This is a genomic window from Mycolicibacterium arabiense (genome assembly GCF_010731815.2).
GTDB lineage: Bacteria > Actinomycetota > Actinomycetes > Mycobacteriales > Mycobacteriaceae > Mycobacterium > Mycobacterium arabiense.
Genome location: NZ_AP022593.1, coordinates 1,308,233 through 1,325,622, shown reverse-complemented (window position 1 = coordinate 1,325,622; position 17,390 = coordinate 1,308,233). Strand labels below are relative to the sequence as shown.

The window sequence follows — 17,390 nt, the reverse complement described above, 5'->3', positions numbered from 1 at the left end:
GACGACATGAGCCCCACCCTCTACGTCGGCATCGACGTGGGGACGCAGACCAGCAAGGCGGTGATCTTCACCGACGGGGGCGACCAGGTTGCAGCCGGACGGGCCGACACCCCGTGGACGTTCGTGCCCACCGGCGCCGAACTCGACGCCCAGCAACTGCTCGACGCCGTGAAATCAGCTGTGGCGCAGGCGTTGTCCGCTGCACCCGACGGACGCATCGCAGGGGTGGGCGTGACGAGCATGGCCGAAGCGGGCGTGCTGCTCGACGGGGCCGGCGCACCGACGGCTCCGGTCATCGCGTGGCACGACACCCGCGACCACCTCGAGCTGGAGAGCCTTCGGCAGACGGTCGACCCCCATGAGTTCGCCGCGACGACGGGGCTGCCCTTCCGGCAGCAGTGGTCGCTGACCAAGCACCGCTGGCTAGTCGACAACGTGCCATCGGCACGTCGTGCGGTGCGCCGGCTCAACGTCGCCGAGTGGATCGTCGCGGGGTTGGGTGGTGAGGAAGCCACCGAGCAGTCACTGGCCTCGCGCACCGGATGGCTTCGGTTGGCGGAGCGCTCGTGGTGGGCGGACACCTTGGACTGGTCGGGCGCCACCGAATCCCTGATGCCGCAACTGGTGACGGCCGGAACCGCGCTGGGGCGGGTAGATCCCGACGCCGGCCTGCCCCGGCTGACCGGGGCGGTGCTGACCGTGGCAGGCCACGATCACCAGGCGGCCGTGGTGGGAGCGGGCGCCGACGGGCCAGGAGACGAACTGGACTCGTGCGGTACCGCCGAAGCGCTGGTACGCACCGTGGCCCCCGGGCTGGCACCCGCCGTCGTGGCCGAACTCGCCGAACTCGGCATCACCACGGGGTGGCACGCGGTGGCCGACCACTGGTGCCTGCTGGGCGCCACCCAGGGCGGGTTGGCTCTGCAACGGATCCTCGCGCTGCTGGGCACCGACGTGGCCGGCCTACCCGCACTCGACGAGAAGGCGATCGCACTCGACCGGACCGGTATCGCCGTCGTCGCACCACCTTTCGGACGGTTGGACGTCACCGGCATCGCCGACGGCGACGGCCCCGAGCACCTGTGGCGGGCGGCGCTCGAGGAGGTGACCGGGCAGGCCGGTGAGATACACGATGCGATGACGGCAGTCAGCGGACCGCACCGCACGCTGGTGGTGACCGGCGGGTGGTCGCGCAGCGAGGGACTGCTCGCCGTCAAGCGCCGACGCTTCGGCGATCTGGTGCGGTCCGACGTCGACGAGGCGGGGGCACGCGGGGCTGCTCTCTTCGCGGAGCGGGCCGCTGCGTCATGACCGACCTGACCACGCCGATCGACCGTCGCAACGCCAAACCCTTCGCCGACGAACGGCAGACCCACATCCTCGAGCACATGCGGCGCAGCGGCCGCGTCGACGCGGTACGGGTCGCCGACGAACTCGGGGTCACCGGCGAGACGGTCCGCAAGGACCTCATCGCGCTCGAACGTCTCGGGCTGCTGCGCCGGGTGCACGGTGGCGCGGTGCCGGTGCAGTCATCGTCCTTCGAGCCGGCGGTGGAGACCCGCACCCAGTTCGCGTCCGAGAAGGCCCGGATCGCCACCGCGGCACTGGAATACCTGCCCGTCGAGGGTTCGGTGCTCATCGACGCCGGGTCGACGACGGCGAAACTGGTCGACGTGTTTCCCGGCGACCGCGACCTCACCGTCCACGTCAATGCCCTGCCCCTGGCCATGGCGCTGCTGACCCGCCCCCGGCTGGCCGTGTACACGCTCGGTGGGCGGCTACGGAGGACGACGTTCGCAGAAGTCGGCGACGCAGCGGTGCGCGCGTTGGCCGACGTCAACGTCGACGTGGCATTCCTTGGTACGAACGGCATTTCGATGACGCGGGGGCTGACGACGCCGGACCCGGACGAGGCGGCAGTGAAGCGGCACATGCTCGACTGCGCCGCCAAGCGGGTGCTGCTCGCCGACCACGGCAAGTTCGGCGTCGTCACGGGCAGCAAGCACGCCGAGGTGCGGGACGTCGACGTATTGATCACCGACACCGGGTTGTCCGACGACTGGTGCGAACGGTTGCGTACCGCGGGCGTCGAGGTTCGGCGCACGTGATCGTCACCGTGACGGCCAATCCCAGCGTCGACCGCACCGTGCTCCTCGACGATCTGGTCCTCGGAGCGGTCAACCGCGGACGGCGCAGTTGGAGCGAGCCGAGCGGCAAGGGCGTCAACGTCGCGCTCGCCCTGCACGCCCACGGCGTGCCGGTGCGGGCCGTGGTGACAGCCGGCGGTCCGGTCGGCGCACAGCTGCGCCAGATGCTCGACGGCACCGGGTTGGACGCGGTGGTCGTGCCGATCGCGGCGGACATCCGGAGCAACATCAGCCTGACCCAGCCCGACGGGACCGTCACCAAGGTCAACGAGCCCGGGCCACGGCTCGACGCCGACGAACTCGGCGCACTGCTCGCCGCCGTCGCCGGAGAACTGACCGGGGCGCGCTGGCTGGTCTGCGCGGGCAGCCTGCCAGGGGGAGTGTCCGCCGACTTCTACGGCGAACTCGTCGCCCTCGGCGAGCAACGGGGCGTACCCGTCGCCGTCGACACCTCGGGGTCGGCACTCGCCGAAAGCCTCTCTGCGAGACCGGCCCTGGTGAAGCCGAACCTGACCGAACTGGCCGAACTCACCGGGACGACGCCGACCACGCTGGGAGAGGTCGTCGAGGCGGCGCAGGAGGTGCGCCGCCGCGGCGCCCGGGCGGTGCTGGCCAGTCTCGGCGCCGACGGCGCAGTCCTGGTCGACGCCGAGGGCGCACTGTGGGGCGAGGCGCCCGTCAAGACCGTGGTGAGCACGGTGGGCGCTGGGGACGCCATGCTCGCCGGCTATCTGGGCAGCCGGGGCGACCGGGTCGGCGCGCTGGGCGCCGCCCTACGGTGGGGTGCGGCTGCCGTCGGGCTCGAGGGAACGCTCCTCGTGCCCGCGACCGCGGCCGCAGAGGTGACGATCACCGATGCGGTGGACACCGCCCGGCCGCTGCGCCACGCCGAACCCGCCCCCGCACCACGCACATCAGGACTTGGAGACGACCGACCGTGACGACCGGGATCGAAGACCGACCCATCACCGCAGACCTGTGCCGTGGGCTGGCCGAACTGGAGCGGACGGAGAGGGGTTGGCTGCCCCACCGGCTGCCCGCCCGAGCTCGTGCCCAATCCACCGACCCGCAGCTGGCGGCAGCCGAGGCGCAACCGTCCGGGGTGCGGCTGGCGTTCCGCACCCGCGCCACCGTCGTGGAACTCGAACTGCTGCGCACGCGAACGGTTCTCGCCGGGGTCCCGGAGCGGCCGGATGGCACCGTGGACCTGACGATCGGCGGTCGCCTCGTCGCGCAGTCCGGCACCAGCGGCGGAGACGTCGTCCGGGTCGACACGACGACGGGGCAGGCGGAGTTCGAGCGCGGCGCGCCTGCGACGGTGCGCTTCGACGGCCTGTCCGGGCGCGACGAGGAGCTCGAGATCTGGCTGCCCTTCCACGAGCGGACCGAGATCGTCGCGCTGCGGACCGACGCACCGGTCACACCGCTGCCGGTCGGGCGCCGTCGAGTGTGGCTGCACCACGGCAGCTCCATCAGCCAGGGTTCGAACGCGGCGAGCCCCAGCACGACGTGGCCCGCGGTGGCCGCAGCGCTCGGCGGTGTCGAAGTGACCAACCTCGGTCTGGCGGGCAGTGCGATGCTCGACCCGTTCACCGCGCGCACGATGCGCGACACGCCCGCCGACGCCATCAGCGTCAAGATCGGCATCAACCTCGTCAACGCCGACGTCATGCGGGCGCGCGCCTTCGGGCCCGCCGTGCACGGTTTCCTCGACACGATCCGCGACGGACATCCGGACGCGCCGCTGCTCGTCGTCGGGCCGCTGTACTGCCCCATCCACGAGGACACGCCGGGGCCCGGTGCCTTCGATCCGTCCGCGCTCGGTCGGGGCGCGGTGCGCTTCGTCGCGACCGGTGATCCCGCGGCCGCGAGCCGAGGCAGCCTGACGCTGAGCGTGATTCGCGACCAGCTCGGCGATCTCGTGGCCGCGCGCATGGCCGAAGACCCGAACCTGCACTACCTGGACGGCCACGATCTCTACGGCCCGAACGACTCCGCCGACCATCCGCTGCCCGATGCGTTGCACCCGGATGCGGCCACGCATCTGCTGATCGGCGAGCGGTTCGCTCAGGTGGCCTTCGCGCCGGGTGGCCCCTTGGCCGGGCCCTGACGCTCGCGAGGTCTACACCACTGTCGTCGAGCGGCCCCCGAGGACGACGCTGGTGTAGATCTCGCGAGGTGTCGTGCTCAGTCCCTCGTCGTGTCGGTCGACAGCTCCGGCACACCGCGACCGCGGACGACGTTGATGCCGAACACCACCGCACCGATCGCCAGCCACACCAGACCGCCGATCTTCGCCAACGCGTCGGCGTTGAACAGCACGTAGGCGATGATCACGAAGCCGAGCACCGGCACCACCAGGTGCAGTAGGTAGTTCTTCGACTTCTGCCGGACGACGTAGTACCAGACCACCGACACGTGCAGCAGGCAGAAGCCGAACAGCGCACCGAAGTTCACCAGTGACGAGATTAGCGCGATCTGGCCGACGAAGAACAGCACCAGCACCAGGCTGATCGCGCTGACGAACAGCAGGGCAGCCATCGGGACCTTGCGGCTGCTGATCTTCGACAGGAAGCTCGGCAGCTGGCCGTCGCGGCTCATCGAGTACAGCAGTCGGCTGGTCGCCGCCTGGGCGGCCATCGCGTTGGCGAAGCCCACCGCCATGACGTTGACCGCGAAGAAGGCGTTCATCCACCCGGTGTTCGACGCCGCCTCCACCAGCGTGAAGAACGCATTGCCCATCTCGTCGTCGCTGAACGATTCGCGACCACCGGCGAGCAGGCTCGCCAGCCAGGTCTGGGTGATGAACAGCGCCGCGACCACGAAGAGGGCGATGATCATGGCCCGGCCCGCCGGGTTCTTGCGTCCTGTCGATTCCTCGGCGAGCGTCGAGATACCGTCGAAGCCGAGGAAACTCAGGACGGCGATGGACAGTGCAGCAGCCAGTAGGGGAGCGCTGACGGTGCTCGGATCCCAGATCGGCGAGGTACTCCAGCCGACGTTGGGCAGCGACTGGCCGTTGATCGCGCGGACCGCGATGACGATGAAGATCGCCACGAACACCAGCTCGATCGCGAGGAACACGCGGTTGGCGATCTTCAGCGAGCCGATGCCCGCCAGGTTGATCAGGGTGTTGACGATGACGAAGACGATGGCCCACAACCATCGTGGCGTGTCCGGGAAGAGCCCGATCATCGACTCCGCGGCGAACACGTAGAGCAGCGTGGGCACCAGCAGGTAGTCGAGCAGGATCGCCCACCCGGCGAAGAACCCCGCGCCGGGATGGACGCCACGCCCGACGTAGGAGAACACCGAGCCGGCCAGCGGGAACGACTTGGCCATCTGGGCGTAGGCCAGTGCGGTGAACACCATGGCGATCAGGCCGATGAGGTAGACCAGCGGCACCATGCCCGCAGAGCTGTTGTAGACCGTCCCGAAGATCGCCCACGGTGCGATGGGCACCATGAAGACGAGCCCGTAGACGAGCAGGTCGACGGTCGAGACTTCGCGCTTCAATTCCTGCGCGTAGCCGAAGGATTCGAGTTCGCGCTGCTTGGCTGCGATGTCGTTGTCGGACATGGGTGGTCTCCGTCTGTGCTGGGTCGGACCGGGCTCAGGCCTGGTCGTGGTGGTGAAGGAAGTCGGCGATGACGGCCCGGAACTCCTCGGGCTTCTCGAGGTGGGTGCAGTGGCTAGCGTCGGCGAACACGTGACTGCGGGCGCCGGGGATCCGCTCGGCGAACGGCGCCCACGTCTCGGGCGTGGCTTCGTCGTACTCGCCTGCGACCACCAGGGTCGGCGCAGTGATCTGATCGAGCCGGTCGACGATGCTCCACGTGCGCAGCGTGCCGAGCACGTGAAACTCGTTGGGGCCGTTCATCGTGTGGTACACGGTCGGTTCGCGTTCCATCTGCGCCTCGCTGTCGAGGAAGTCCTGCGGCATGGGCGTCGTGCGGCAGACGTGGCGTGCGTAGAACTCCATCGTGGCGGCGACGTACTCGGGGTCGGCCACGGTGCCCGCCGCTTCGTGCCGGTCCAGCGCGGCCTGGGTCTCCTCGGGAAGCTCGGCCCGTAGCTTGGCGGCCGCGTCCATCCACAGCGCCATGGACGCGGGGGAGTTGCAGATCGACAGCGAGGCCAGCCCCTCGGGGCGGCGCACCGCGATCTCCGCGCCGAGCATGCCGCCCCACGACTGCCCGAGGACGTGGTACTCGTCGAAGCCGAGATCGGCCCGTACGGCGTGGAACTCCTCGACGAACAGGTCCGGGGTCCAGAAGTCGACCGGGGCGTCGGGCAGGTGGGTGGACCGGCCGCAGCCGATCTGGTCGTAGTGCACCACCGTCCGGCCCGTCTCGTCGGCCAGCGCGGCGATGTTGCGGACGTAGTCGTGTGCCATGCCCGGCCCGCCGTGCAGGACGAATAGGGGGAGCGCGCCCGGACTGAGTGCGGTGGGGGTGGTGATCCGAACCCAGGTCTCGTATTCGCGGAACGGCACAGTGCGCGTTGTGACCGGCATGGCGATCAGCATGAACTGGTAAAGGTCTAGCTGCAAGACCAAAACGTGGAATTAACATTCCGGTGACGACGAGGGGTGAAGATCAACCATGGCCGACGCCAGCGGTACGCCGACACCGAGGCGCCCCGGCCTGCTCGACAGCCAGCTGGCGATGCCGTCGCGAGTCGACGAGATCACCGACCGCCTCATCACCGCCATCGCGATCGGCGAGTACCTCCCCGGGGCCCGGCTTCCCGTCGAGCGCGACCTCGCCGCCGCGCTGGGCGTGGGCAGGATGACCGTGCGCGCGGCACTGGCGCGGCTGGTGGACCGCGGTCTGCTCGAGACGCGGCGCGGTCGCGGCGGCGGCTCCTACGTCGTCGATCAATGGCCCGAGTCGTCGACCGCGGCGGTCGGCCGGACGCTGTCGATGCGACTCTCCGAGCTGCGCGACCGGTGCGACGCCATCTGCCGACTGCACGGAGCTGTGTGCCGGGCGGCCGCGGAATCCCACGGCGCCGACGACATCGAGCGCATCGAGGCAGCGCTGGAGGTCTTCCGCAACGCATCCAGCGGACTGCGGGCTCAGCAGGCCGACAGCCAACTGCACCTCGCGATCATGGACGCTGCGCACAATTCGGTGCTCAAGCAGGTGCTGCTGGATCTCGAGGCGTCGGTCAGCATCGGCGCTCCCGCACACCTGTGGGGCGAGCCGTCGACGATGCGGGAGATGGAACTGCGGTCCCTGCGCGACCACGTCGAACTCATCGCCGCGATCGCCGGACGGCGCGGGGACGACGCCGACGCACTGGCCCGCGCGCACGTCGCGATCGACTTCGAACACATCTCCACCGCGATGCGCCGGGCGGGCGTCGTCGACGAGTGATGTCGAGGACAGACGAGATTTGGGTACCCGTCGGCCCTGATCGATGACGACCGGCGGGTAACCTAGCCCCCGTGACCACCAGTGGAATCGACGTCGGCGCACGCCTGGGCACCGTGCTGACTGCCATGGTGACGCCGTTCGGCCCGGACGGCTCGCTCGATCTGGTGACCGCGAAGAAGGTAGCCACGCACCTGGTCGACGCCGGCTGCGACGGCCTGGTGGTGTCCGGCACCACCGGCGAGTCGCCGACGACGACCGATGCGGAGAAGAACGCACTGCTGGGCGCGGTGCTCGAGGCCGTCGGCGACCGTGCGCGCATCGTCGCCGGGGTCGGCACCTACGACACCGCCCACTCGATCGGCGCCGCCAAGGCCGCCGAGCGCGAGGGCGCACACGGACTGCTCGTCGTGACGCCGTACTACTCGCGCCCGCCGCAGGCCGGTGTGCTGGCCCACTTCACCGCGGTCGCGGATGCCACCTCGCTGCCCAACGTGCTCTACGACATCCCGCCCCGTTCCGTGGTGCCCATCGAATGGGACACCATCCGGACACTCGCGGCGCACCCGAACATCGCCGCGATCAAGGACGCCAAGGGCGACCTGCACGGCGGCGCCATGATCATGGCCGAGACCGGCATCGCCTACTACTCGGGCGACGACGCGCTCAACCTCCCGTGGCTCGCCATGGGCGCCACCGGCTTCATCAGCGTCTGGGGTCATGTCGCGGCCAGCCAGCTGCGAGACATGCTGTCCGCGTTCACCTCCGGTGACCTCGCCACAGCGCGCAAGTACCACGTCACGCTCGGCCGCCTCAACGACGCCCAGACCCGGCTCGGTGGCGTGACGATGGCCAAGGCCGGGCTGCGTCTACTCGGCATCGACGTGGGGGAGCCGAGGCTCCCTCAAATCCCCGCGACACCCCAACAACTCGAGGAGCTGGCCGCCGACATGCGCGTTGCCGCGGTGCTCAGATGACCGTCCCCTCCGCAGCACTGACACCCCCGAAGCCGCTGGCTCCTGGCGGGCTGAGGGTCACCGCGCTCGGCGGCATCGGCGAGATCGGCCGCAACATGACGGTGTTCGAGCACCTCGGTCGCCTGCTGATCGTCGACTGCGGAGTCCTGTTCCCCAATCACGACGAACCCGGCGTCGACCTGATCCTGCCCGACCTGCGGCACGTGGAGAACCGGCTCGACGACATCGAGGCGATGGTCATCACCCACGCCCACGAAGACCACATCGGGGCCATCCCCCATCTGCTGAAGCTGCGGCCCGACATCCCGGTCGTGGGCTCGAAGTTCACGCTCGCCCTGATCGAGGCGAAGTGCCGCGAGCACCGGATCAAGCCGGTGTTCGTGGAGGTCGCCGAGAAGCAGAGCAGTAGGCACGGCGTGTTCGAGTGCGAGTACTTCGCGGTCAACCACTCGATCCCGGACGCACTCGCGATCGCCGTGTACACCGGCGCGGGAACCGTTCTGCTGACTGGTGACATCAAGCTCGACCAGCTGCCGCTCGACGGCCGGCCGACGGACCTGCCCGGCATGTCCCGCCTCGGCGACGCAGGCGTTGACCTGTTCCTGTGCGACTCGACGAATGCCGACATCCCCGGCGTCGGGCCGTCGGAGAGCGAGATCGGGCCCAACATGCACCGCCTGATCAGGTCGGCCGAGGGTCGGGTGATCGTGGCGTGCTTCGCCTCCAACGTCGCTCGCGTGCAACAGATCATCGATGCGTCGGTGGCGTTGGGCCGGAAGGTGTCGTTCGTCGGACGCTCCATGGTGCGCAACATGGGCATCGCCCGGGAACTGGGTTTTCTCAACGTCCATCCCGACAACGTCGTCGACATCGCGGCCGCCGAGATGCTGCCGCCCGACCGCGTGGTGCTGGTCACCACCGGCACGCAGGGCGAACCCATGGCTGCGCTGTCGCGGATGTCGCGCGGTGAGCACCGCAGCATCACGCTGACCGACGGTGACCTCGTGGTGCTCTCGTCGTCGCTGATTCCCGGCAACGAAGAGGCGATCTACGGCGTCATCGACTCGCTGGCCAAGATCGGCGTCCGCGTCGTCACCAATGCCCAGGTGCGCATCCACGTCACGGGCCACGCCTACGCCGGCGAACTCCTGTTCCTGTACAACGGCATTCGTCCCCGCAACGTCATGCCGGTGCATGGCACGTGGCGGCACCTGCGTGCCAACGCCGGCCTTGCGGTGAAGTCGGGTGTGCCGCCCGAGAACGTCATGCTCGCCGAGAACGGCGTCAGCGTGGACCTGGTGGCGGGCAAGGCGTCCATCGCGGGGGCGGTGCCCGTTGGCAAGATGTTCGTCGACGGTCTGGTGACCGGCGACGTCGGCGACACCACGCTGGGCGAGCGCCTCACGCTGACATCGGGTTTCATCGCGATAAACGTGGTGATCAAGCGCGCCACGGGGAAGCGGGCGGCACCGCCGCAGCTGCACTCCCGCGGTTTCTCCGAGGACCCGAAGGCCCTCGAACCGGCCGCGCGCAAGGTGGAGGAGGCGCTCGACGCCCTCGCCGCCGAGAAGATCACCGATCCGGCCCGCATCGCCCAGGCCGTCCGCCGCGCGGTGGGCAAGTGGGTCGGCGAGGTGTACCGCCGCCAGCCGATGATCGTGCCCACGGTCCTCGAGATCGACTGACCGCTAGATGTACTGACCTGAGAGGTTAGGTACACGGTTGGCTGGTGGTTGACCGCCGAGTGCGGTGTGGCCGCGGTGATGATTGTAGGTATGCAGCCAGCGGGGGTACTCCTCGCAGCGTTCTGCGTCGCTGGTGTAGAGCCGCGCGTAGGCCCATTCGTCGGCCAGGGTGCGGTGGAAGCGCTCGACCTTGCCGTTGGTCTGCGGCCGGTACGGACGGGTTCGCCGGTGCTCGATGTTGCCCAATGCGTCGCGGAACGCGTGCGATCGATAACAAGATCCGTTGTCAGTCAATACCTTCCGCACATCTATGCCGTGCGTGACGAACCAGGCGTTGGCGCGCACCCAAAAGTCGGCTGCAGTGTCCTTGCGTTCATCGGTCAGCAGTTCGGAGTACGCCAGCCGTGAGTGCGCATCGATGGCGGTGTGGATGAAGTGATAACCGCGCACCGGATTGTGATACTTGGTCTGCACCCCCGAACTCTTGTCGGCCTGCTTGTTGCGTTTCCCGGCGGCCAGACCAAGCATCCGCCAGCCTCCGCCGGCGGGGATCTTGCCCAGCTTCTTGACGTCGACGTGCGAGATCTCCACACGATGCGGATTCCATGCGGCGCACGACTCGGCCGGTAGCGCGGTCGAGCCACCGCAACCTCGCGATGCCGTAACGGCGCAGCACGTTGTGCACCGTGGAGACGTTGAGCCCCAGCAGGTAGGCGATCCTGGCCGGTCCCCAACGGCGGGTGACACGCACTCCGATGATGCGCCGCTCGGTGCGCGTCGGCGTGCGGTTCGGGCTGTGATGCGGCCGCGAGCTGCGGTCGGACATTCCGGCCTCACCCTGCTCGCGGTAGCGGTCCCTCCAGCGTGCGGCGGTCGTCGCCGACACCTGGAAACGTTCGGCCGCACGTCGCAGCGGCCACCCGTCATCAACGACGCAACGAGCCAACCGCAGACGGCCGGTTTCGGACAAAGGGGCATTACGGTGAACCACGAAGACCTCCGAGATCGGTGAGCGTTCCTAGACAGCTCGCACTCCACTCGGAGGTCTTCGTCTTGTCACCTCACCACGCCGTCACCAACGTCCGTGGTCAGTACAGCTAGACCAGCTCGCCGGTCCGGACGTCGATCGACGTCATGCCGGTCCGCAGCACTCCCGTGCCGACGTCCCGGGTCGACGTGGTGACGGTGATCGTCGTTCCGTCGGTGCCCATCGACGTCGACTCGGCGGATCCGTCGATGGTGACCGAAGCCAGACGGTCCGGTCCGAGGAGATCGACGACCGTGACCGTGGTGACGAACGCTCCCGATTCGGCGTCGGTCACCTCGGTCGTCACGACGGCCCTGTCCACGTCCCCGACCACCAGGACGTCGACCACTGACTGACCGACGACCGTCACGACGTCGCCGCCCCGCTCGCCGGTGTCGGTGTCGACGGTGAGCACCCTCGCAGCCTGGCTGTCGGTGGTGGCGTCGTCGGCGATCGCGACGAGCGCGGCCAGGTCGCCATCGGAGGCGATGCCGAAACCGCCGGGCCGACCATCGACTGTCGCTCCCTCGCCGACGGGGTCGCCCGTGGCCGCATCCGCGACGACCAGTCGCGTGACCCCGGACTCGTCGCCGTACGTCGCGACGGCCATCCGCGTGCCGCCGGAGGCGAAGGCGACCGCGACCGCCCGCTGCCCGACCAGGACGAGCGGCTCGCCGACCACCGCGCCGGTCCCGACGTCGAGGACGGCGACGTGGGCATTGGACTCCATGGCGTTTGACTCCGTGGCGTCGGGCACCGAGGTGACGACCGCGGTGCGGCCGCTGGCATCGGGTCGTTGGGTCTCGGCCGTCAGGACGACCAGCGCACCGTCGGACCGCGTGGCGCGCTCGCCCTCGGCCAGCACTGCGTCGATGGCGTCGTCGAACTCGCGTCGCACCCACGCCAGCACCGTCCAGGCCATCGGTGGCGCCGTCGGCGTGCCGTTGCCGAAGGCCGCCAACGGTGCCAGCAGCGCGACGCCCGCCTTCGCGGCGAACGCGAGGACGGCGTCTGCAGGGGTCACCGGGTCGTCGACCGGCGGTCGGGCGGCAGCCACGGCGGGCGCCTCGGCGGCGGCGGCGGAGCCCTCGGCGGGGGTGGGGTTCGCGGGTCCCCGGCTGGTCGGGGTCGCGTCCACCTCGATCAGGACGGTGTCCGCCGCGGCGGGTGTCGGTGGCCACCTCAGGTCCCGCCGCCCGTCCGATCGACGCGAGAAGTCCGAATCATCGGGCTTCGACCCGTCGACTACCGGCTGGTCCGAGTCGGTCGGGGGCGCGGTCGTCGGCTCCACGGCGACGCCGGGTCCGGCGGGAGCGTCGACGGGGGAGCCGTCGGACTGCGCAGGCGTACCCGGATCCACCGCCGCGCCGTCAGCGGGCGCCATGGTCGTCTCGTCGGGTGCGCTCTCGCCGTTGATGGTGGTGTTGGCGCCGCCGGTGCTACGGACCACGACCGGTGGCGAGGAGTCCGGGCCCACCTGGGCGGTCGCCCCCGTGGACGAACCGTCGGGGGGCTGCTCGGGAATTGCCGCGTCGTCCGGTGCCGGCTCGCCCTCGGTCACACCGTCGGTACCGTCGACGACGTCGGTGACCTCGGTGTCCTCGGGCGATGCCCACGCGGTGCCGGTCGAGTGCGCAACCGTAAGCCCGACGCCGAGCGCGACGGCGAGTGCCCCGATGCGATTCCAGCTGGCGATTGTGGTGACCCCCGTCAGATGCCAATGGCCTCACCTCACGCTACGAGCGCGCGGTCAGTGATGAATCGGGGGAAACCCTTGACCTCGAATGAGGCGAGCGGCACGAGTGGGGCGCCCGGCATACTCGCCGAAAACGCCGTCGACCGGGGTTGCCTTCTCGCGGGGTCGATCGAATAGAGTATCCAATATCTGTTGAAAGCGAGGGTCGATGCCACCGCGCACCGCTACCAAGCGCTCGGACTCCGCGGGCGCAGACAAGGGCACACCGGCCGCGCGTTCCGGTGGCCCACGGTCGGACTTCGTCCGGCCCAAGACCGCTCAGCAGGCGGTGGCCGAGGCGCTGCGGCACGACATCACGACGGGAAAGCTCGCCCCCGGCAGCTGGATCGTCCAGGAAGCCGTCGCCGAACAGTTCGGCATGTCACGCATCCCGGTTCGCGAGGCGCTCAAGACCCTCGAAGCCGAGGAGTACATCACCTACGTGCCGCACAGCGGTTACCGCGTCACGAAGTTGAGCCTCGATGACCTCCTCGAGGTCTTCGCATTGCGGGCCATCCTCGAAGAGGCGCTCATCCGGGATGCAATGCCCGCCGTCACGGCCGAGGTCGTCGACGAGATGCGTTCGGCGAACGCGGAGATGGACGCAGCGCTCGCGGCCGGCGATCTGATCGCCGTGGGCGTGGCCAACCGCCGATTCCACTTCCTGACGTTCCAGCAGAGTGGGATGGCCAGGACCAAGCGCATCGTCACCCAGCTGTGGAACACCGCCGACGCGTACCGGCCGCTGTACTCACCGTTGCTCGACATGGTGAAGGTCTGCGACGAACACACGTTGATGATCGACGCGATGGCCGAGCGCGACGTGGAGCGCATGGTGGTCCTCAACCACGAACACCGTTCGCACGCACTCGATCCCATCCACCAGATCTTCTCGACGGAGTCGCAAGGGGCGTGAGCGTCGCTGCACGCCTCGCGGAACTGGGGCTCGTCCTGCCGCCGCCCGCGCCGCCGAAGGGCACGTACTCACCGAGCCGCCGGTGCGGCGATCAGCTCTGGGTCTCCGGTGCGACGGCGCGCCGCGACGGATCTCCAGCGCTGCGCGGTGTGGTCGGAGCGGACGTCACCGTCGACGATGCGCGGGCACAGGCCGCGACGGCTGCGCTGAACCTGCTGGGTGCGGTCGAGGCAGCGGCTGGTCTCGACGCGGTGGCAGCGATCGTCCATTTGCGGGGATACGTCAGGGCGACACCGGATTTCGACGCGCACCCCGCCGTCGTCGACGGGGCGTCGGCGGTGTTGATCGACGTGTTCGGCGAACGGATCGGCGCGCACGCGCGCACCGCGATCGGCGTGGCGTCGCTACCGGGCGGAGCCTGCGTCGAACTCGAGCTGGTGGTCAGCCTCGCCGGGGTGGGTGGCTGACCCGATCCGCCAGCCGCCCGATCGCCAGGCCCAACACCGCTCCGGCGAGAGCGGTGAGAGCCAGGACGACCCGGTCGGACGCGGGGCCGATCGGCCGCGGCGATCGCGTCACCGCACCGACGGGCTCAGGCGCCTGGCCGGCCGGGCCGTCGCCGGCGATCGCGGCGTCGAGCCGGTCGGCGAACTGCCTGATGATGCGGTTGCTCACCTGGGTGATCACGCCCGTGCCGAACTGGGCGATGCGACCGCTCAACTCGAGGTCGGTGGTCACCGTGACCACGGTCCGGCCTCCGTCGTCGCGCGCGAGCAGCCGCACGGTGGCCTCGCCTCCGCCGTTGCCCCGGCGGTCGCGAGCGCTGCCACGCACCACCATCTCCCGACCCGCGTCGTCGCGACTGACCACGGATGCCTTGCCGGACATCGTCATTCCCACGGGTCCGACCTTGATCGCGACGTGGGCGTGGTAGTCGTCGCCGTCGCGGCGGTCGAGTCCGGCACCCGGCACGCAGTCGATCACCTTGGGGATGTCGGTCAGTACCGACCAGGCGACATCGAGCGGCGCGTCGACGCGGAACTCGTTGACGAGTTGCACGATCTGCCTCCAGCGGTTGTGGATCGATTCCCACCGACTTACGATTGGATACGATATACAACGCTAACGCATGGCGGGCCCGAGGAGGTCTTGAACAGGATGTTGAGCAAGGGTGTCGGACTGTTCCCCACCGAGCCGACGGGGGTTATGTGCGACTACGTCCGCCTGTGCGAGGATCTCGGATACGACAACGTCTGGTTCGGCGACTCGCAGAACATCTGGCGGGAATCGTCGACGGTGATGGGCGCCGCCGCCGTCGGCACCGATCGCATCGTGTTCGGCACCGGGGTGACCAACGCGGTCACCCGGCACCCGTCGCTGCTGGCCTCGACGTGGGCGACGCTGGCCGAATTCACAAGTGGCCGTGTGGCATTGGGCATCGGGACGGGTGACTCCTCGCTGCGCACCATGGGCCTCAAGCCGCAGAAGCTCGCCGAGTTGGAGCGCTCGATCGACGACCTGCGCGCGCTGTTCCGCGGCGAGAAGGTCGTCGAGGCCAGCAGCGGGGCGCAATACCACCTGAACTACCTCGCCGAGCCGGTCGACATCCCGATCTACATCGCCGCATCCGCACCGAAGATCCTGGAGATGTCCGGTCGCATCGCCGACGGCGTCATCGTCCTGGTCGGCACCGCACCGCACTTCATCGAAGCCGCGCTCGCGACGATCGAGAAGGGTGCTGTCGCGAGCGGCCGCACGCTCGACGACCTGCACATCGTGCTGTGGACGCCGACGGCGATCGGCGACGACAGCACCGAGGCGCGTGACCTGGTCCGCGCGCACGTCTCCCGCGTCGCGATCCGCCCGCTGCCCGCGAAGGTCGATCCCGCGCTGGAGAAGGCTATCGACCGCATCCGCGAGAAGTATGACTACTACGAGCACATGAACACCGAAGCCGCGCATGCCGATCTGGTGCCCGACGAACTCGTGGACCTGTTCGCGCTGGCCGGAACTCGCGACGAGTGCGCGCAGCGGCTCTCCGAGATCGAGTCGCTCGGCGTCGACCAGGTGTCGATCGTTCCGTTCGTCCGGCCCGGGCAGAGCCGCGAAGGCACCATCCGCGCCTTCTCCGAGATCGTCGGCGGTCTGACCGTTCGCGACGGACACGGCTCGTGACCCGTTCCGGGGCGGCCGATCCGGGTGCGCATCCCGCGCCCGGCAGCGCCGTGCCCGGGGCGCCGCCGCCGTTGCGGCGGCCGTTGACCGCAGCCGACGGGGTGCCCGATCCGGTGCGCCCCGAGTTGCGGTCGACGCCGAAAAGCCCTTCACTGCAATCACTTGCAGAGCACTCGAGTCGCGGCGGTAGTTCGTCGCTCACCGCCGCGGCCGCGATGGTGGGGATCGCGGCGGGCCTCGAGATCGCGGGGATCCTGACGCGGCGACGACGCCGCTAAATGTTGACGCACATCACAGTGCTTCGTATAGTGTATCCAATATTCATCGACCCTCGGAGGTCTCTCTGATGTCTCGTTTCCCCAAGCTGATCGGCGCCGTAGTCGCCGCGACCGCCCTGCTCGTCGGCACCACGGCGTGCGCCGATGAGGGTGCAGGCCCGGGCGAGGGGAGCGGTGGGTCGGGCACCGACACGCTCAGCATCTCCGCGACCGGCGTCGACAGCCTGCCGTTCATGGCGATCCTGCAGGCCGGCATCGACAAGAAGTGGTTCGAGGAAGAGGGATTGAAGGTCGACCTCTTCTCCGGTGGCGGCGGAGGCAACACCCTGCGCGTGGTCACCAGCGGTGACGCCGACATGGCCATCGCGGGCAACAGCTCGGTGCTTCTCGCTGCGCAGCAACCGAATTCGAATCTCAAGGTCATCGCGCCGTGGTTCCAGGTCAACGACTTCTCCTGGATCTGCCCACCGGGACGCAACATCGCCGGAGCGACGCTCGGCTTCAGTTCGGCAGGCTCCTCGACCGAACTCCTCGTCAAGGGTCTCGAGCGCAAGCTCGGCCAGGGCGTGCGCGCGCAGGCCGTCGGTCAGATGGGCGACAACTGGACGGCGGCCAAGGCGAACCAGATCACGGCGGGCTGGGCCATGCAGCCGTTCATCGCGGACAAGCAGGCGTCGGACAACGCGCAGATCCTGGTCAACTCGCGCGAGGTGCTCGGCGATCTGCCTGCCGACCTCGTGGCCGTGAACACCGAGTACGCCGAGGCGAACTCCGAGAACGTCAAGACGTTCTTCAAGGTGGCGGACCGGCTCAACGAGTGGGTGGTCTCGAACCCCGACGAGGCGGCTACCGAGATCGCACCGCTGGTGGGCGTCTCACCCGAGGTCATGAAGTCGGCGTTCGCGAACAGCCCCGACCTCGCAAAGGGCTACTCGCTGAAGGTGGATGCCGACGGGCTGAAGAACCTGTCGGACCTGATGGTCGCCGCGGGCCAGATCGAGGCTCCCGTCGACTGGGCCACCGTCCTGGACCAGCAGTACCTGCCCGAAGACGCCAAGACGTCGTTCTGATC

At 69.2% G+C, this 17,390-nt stretch carries 16 protein-coding genes and 1 pseudogene; 12 read left to right on the top strand and 5 right to left on the bottom strand.

Annotated features, from left to right (window positions below):
• Nucleotides 1–6 precede the first annotated feature (6 nt).
• The 4 genes from G6N61_RS08010 to G6N61_RS07995 are packed head-to-tail and all read left to right on the top strand — an operon-like array spanning nt 7 to nt 4,257.
• Entirely contained in the window at nt 7–1,311 is a 1,305-nt protein-coding gene (locus G6N61_RS08010) for an FGGY-family carbohydrate kinase (RefSeq protein WP_163918042.1), read from the top strand.
• A complete protein-coding gene (locus tag G6N61_RS08005; protein WP_163918041.1) occupies nt 1,308–2,108 on the top strand; it encodes a DeoR/GlpR family DNA-binding transcription regulator in 801 nt (266 codons plus the stop codon). Before G6N61_RS08010 ends, G6N61_RS08005 begins: the two co-directional genes overlap by 4 nt.
• On the top strand, nt 2,105–3,088 hold the full coding sequence (locus G6N61_RS08000) for a 1-phosphofructokinase family hexose kinase (protein WP_163918040.1): 984 nt from the start codon (nt 2,105–2,107) through the stop codon (nt 3,086–3,088). Before G6N61_RS08005 ends, G6N61_RS08000 begins: the two co-directional genes overlap by 4 nt.
• The gene (locus G6N61_RS07995; protein WP_235887456.1) at nt 3,085–4,257 is read left to right on the top strand and encodes a GDSL-type esterase/lipase family protein; all 1,173 of its coding nucleotides are present in this window, start codon (nt 3,085–3,087) and stop codon (nt 4,255–4,257) included. The genes G6N61_RS08000 and G6N61_RS07995 overlap by 4 nt, the downstream gene beginning before the upstream one ends.
• 77 nt (nt 4,258–4,334) lie before the next feature.
• Here the strand turns inward: G6N61_RS07995 and G6N61_RS07990 are convergent, their stop codons facing one another.
• Together G6N61_RS07990 and G6N61_RS07985 are read right to left on the bottom strand one after the other, a co-directional pair.
• Nucleotides 4,335–5,726, bottom strand: a complete 1,392-nt coding sequence (locus G6N61_RS07990; RefSeq protein WP_163918039.1) for an APC family permease — start codon at nt 5,724–5,726, stop codon at nt 4,335–4,337.
• Nucleotides 5,727–5,760: 34 nt separating this feature from the next.
• Entirely contained in the window at nt 5,761–6,663 is a 903-nt protein-coding gene (locus tag G6N61_RS07985) for a proline iminopeptidase-family hydrolase (RefSeq protein WP_235887455.1), read from the bottom strand.
• An 88-nt stretch (nt 6,664–6,751) separates the two neighbouring features.
• Between G6N61_RS07985 and G6N61_RS07980 the strand changes: the two genes are divergently transcribed.
• The 3 genes from G6N61_RS07980 to G6N61_RS07970 all read left to right on the top strand — a co-directional run bounded on the left by G6N61_RS07980 (nt 6,752) and on the right by G6N61_RS07970 (nt 10,187).
• Nucleotides 6,752–7,528 carry a FadR/GntR family transcriptional regulator gene (locus G6N61_RS07980; RefSeq protein WP_163918038.1) on the top strand — a complete coding sequence of 259 codons (777 nt, stop codon included), beginning with the start codon at nt 6,752–6,754 and terminating at the stop codon, nt 7,526–7,528.
• A 125-nt stretch (nt 7,529–7,653) separates the two neighbouring features.
• On the top strand, nt 7,654–8,502 hold the full coding sequence (dapA, locus tag G6N61_RS07975; RefSeq protein WP_235887605.1) for a 4-hydroxy-tetrahydrodipicolinate synthase: 849 nt from the start codon (nt 7,654–7,656) through the stop codon (nt 8,500–8,502).
• Nucleotides 8,499–10,187, top strand: a complete 1,689-nt coding sequence (locus G6N61_RS07970; protein WP_163918036.1) for a ribonuclease J — start codon at nt 8,499–8,501, stop codon at nt 10,185–10,187. Before dapA ends, G6N61_RS07970 begins: the two co-directional genes overlap by 4 nt.
• Before the next feature lie 3 nt (nt 10,188–10,190).
• On the opposite strand, the pseudogene G6N61_RS07965 reads toward G6N61_RS07970, so the two are convergent.
• Nucleotides 10,191–11,178, bottom strand: a pseudogene (locus G6N61_RS07965) (IS481 family transposase).
• A gap of 106 nt (nt 11,179–11,284) precedes the next feature.
• Entirely contained in the window at nt 11,285–12,775 is a 1,491-nt protein-coding gene (locus G6N61_RS07960; RefSeq protein WP_163918035.1) for a YncE family protein, read from the bottom strand.
• A 343-nt stretch (nt 12,776–13,118) separates the two neighbouring features.
• Here G6N61_RS07960 and G6N61_RS07955 point away from each other — a divergent pair, with 343 nt between their 5' ends.
• The gene (locus G6N61_RS07955) at nt 13,119–13,865 is read left to right on the top strand and encodes a GntR family transcriptional regulator (RefSeq protein ID WP_163918034.1); all 747 of its coding nucleotides are present in this window, start codon (nt 13,119–13,121) and stop codon (nt 13,863–13,865) included.
• Nucleotides 13,862–14,332 (top strand): RidA family protein, encoded by a 471-nt coding sequence (locus G6N61_RS07950; protein WP_163918033.1) that lies wholly within the window; start codon nt 13,862–13,864, stop codon nt 14,330–14,332. Before G6N61_RS07955 ends, G6N61_RS07950 begins: the two co-directional genes overlap by 4 nt.
• Here G6N61_RS07950 and G6N61_RS07945 read toward each other — a convergent pair.
• Nucleotides 14,307–14,924 (bottom strand): SRPBCC family protein, encoded by a 618-nt coding sequence (locus G6N61_RS07945; RefSeq protein ID WP_163918032.1) that lies wholly within the window; start codon nt 14,922–14,924, stop codon nt 14,307–14,309. The genes G6N61_RS07950 and G6N61_RS07945 overlap by 26 nt on opposite strands.
• Nucleotides 14,925–15,023: 99 nt before the next feature.
• Here G6N61_RS07945 and G6N61_RS07940 point away from each other — a divergent pair, with 99 nt between their 5' ends.
• The 3 genes from G6N61_RS07940 to G6N61_RS07930 all read left to right on the top strand — a co-directional run bounded on the left by G6N61_RS07940 (nt 15,024) and on the right by G6N61_RS07930 (nt 17,388).
• Complete coding sequence (locus tag G6N61_RS07940) at nt 15,024–16,040, top strand: LLM class flavin-dependent oxidoreductase (RefSeq protein ID WP_163918031.1); 1,017 nt, start codon at nt 15,024–15,026, stop codon at nt 16,038–16,040.
• Nucleotides 16,037–16,318, top strand: coding sequence for a hypothetical protein (locus G6N61_RS07935; protein WP_163918030.1), 282 nt, complete (start codon nt 16,037–16,039; stop codon nt 16,316–16,318). Before G6N61_RS07940 ends, G6N61_RS07935 begins: the two co-directional genes overlap by 4 nt.
• 68 nt (nt 16,319–16,386) lie before the next feature.
• Nucleotides 16,387–17,388, top strand: coding sequence for an ABC transporter substrate-binding protein (locus tag G6N61_RS07930; RefSeq protein ID WP_163918029.1), 1,002 nt, complete (start codon nt 16,387–16,389; stop codon nt 17,386–17,388).
• Nucleotides 17,389–17,390: the final 2 nt, after the last annotated feature.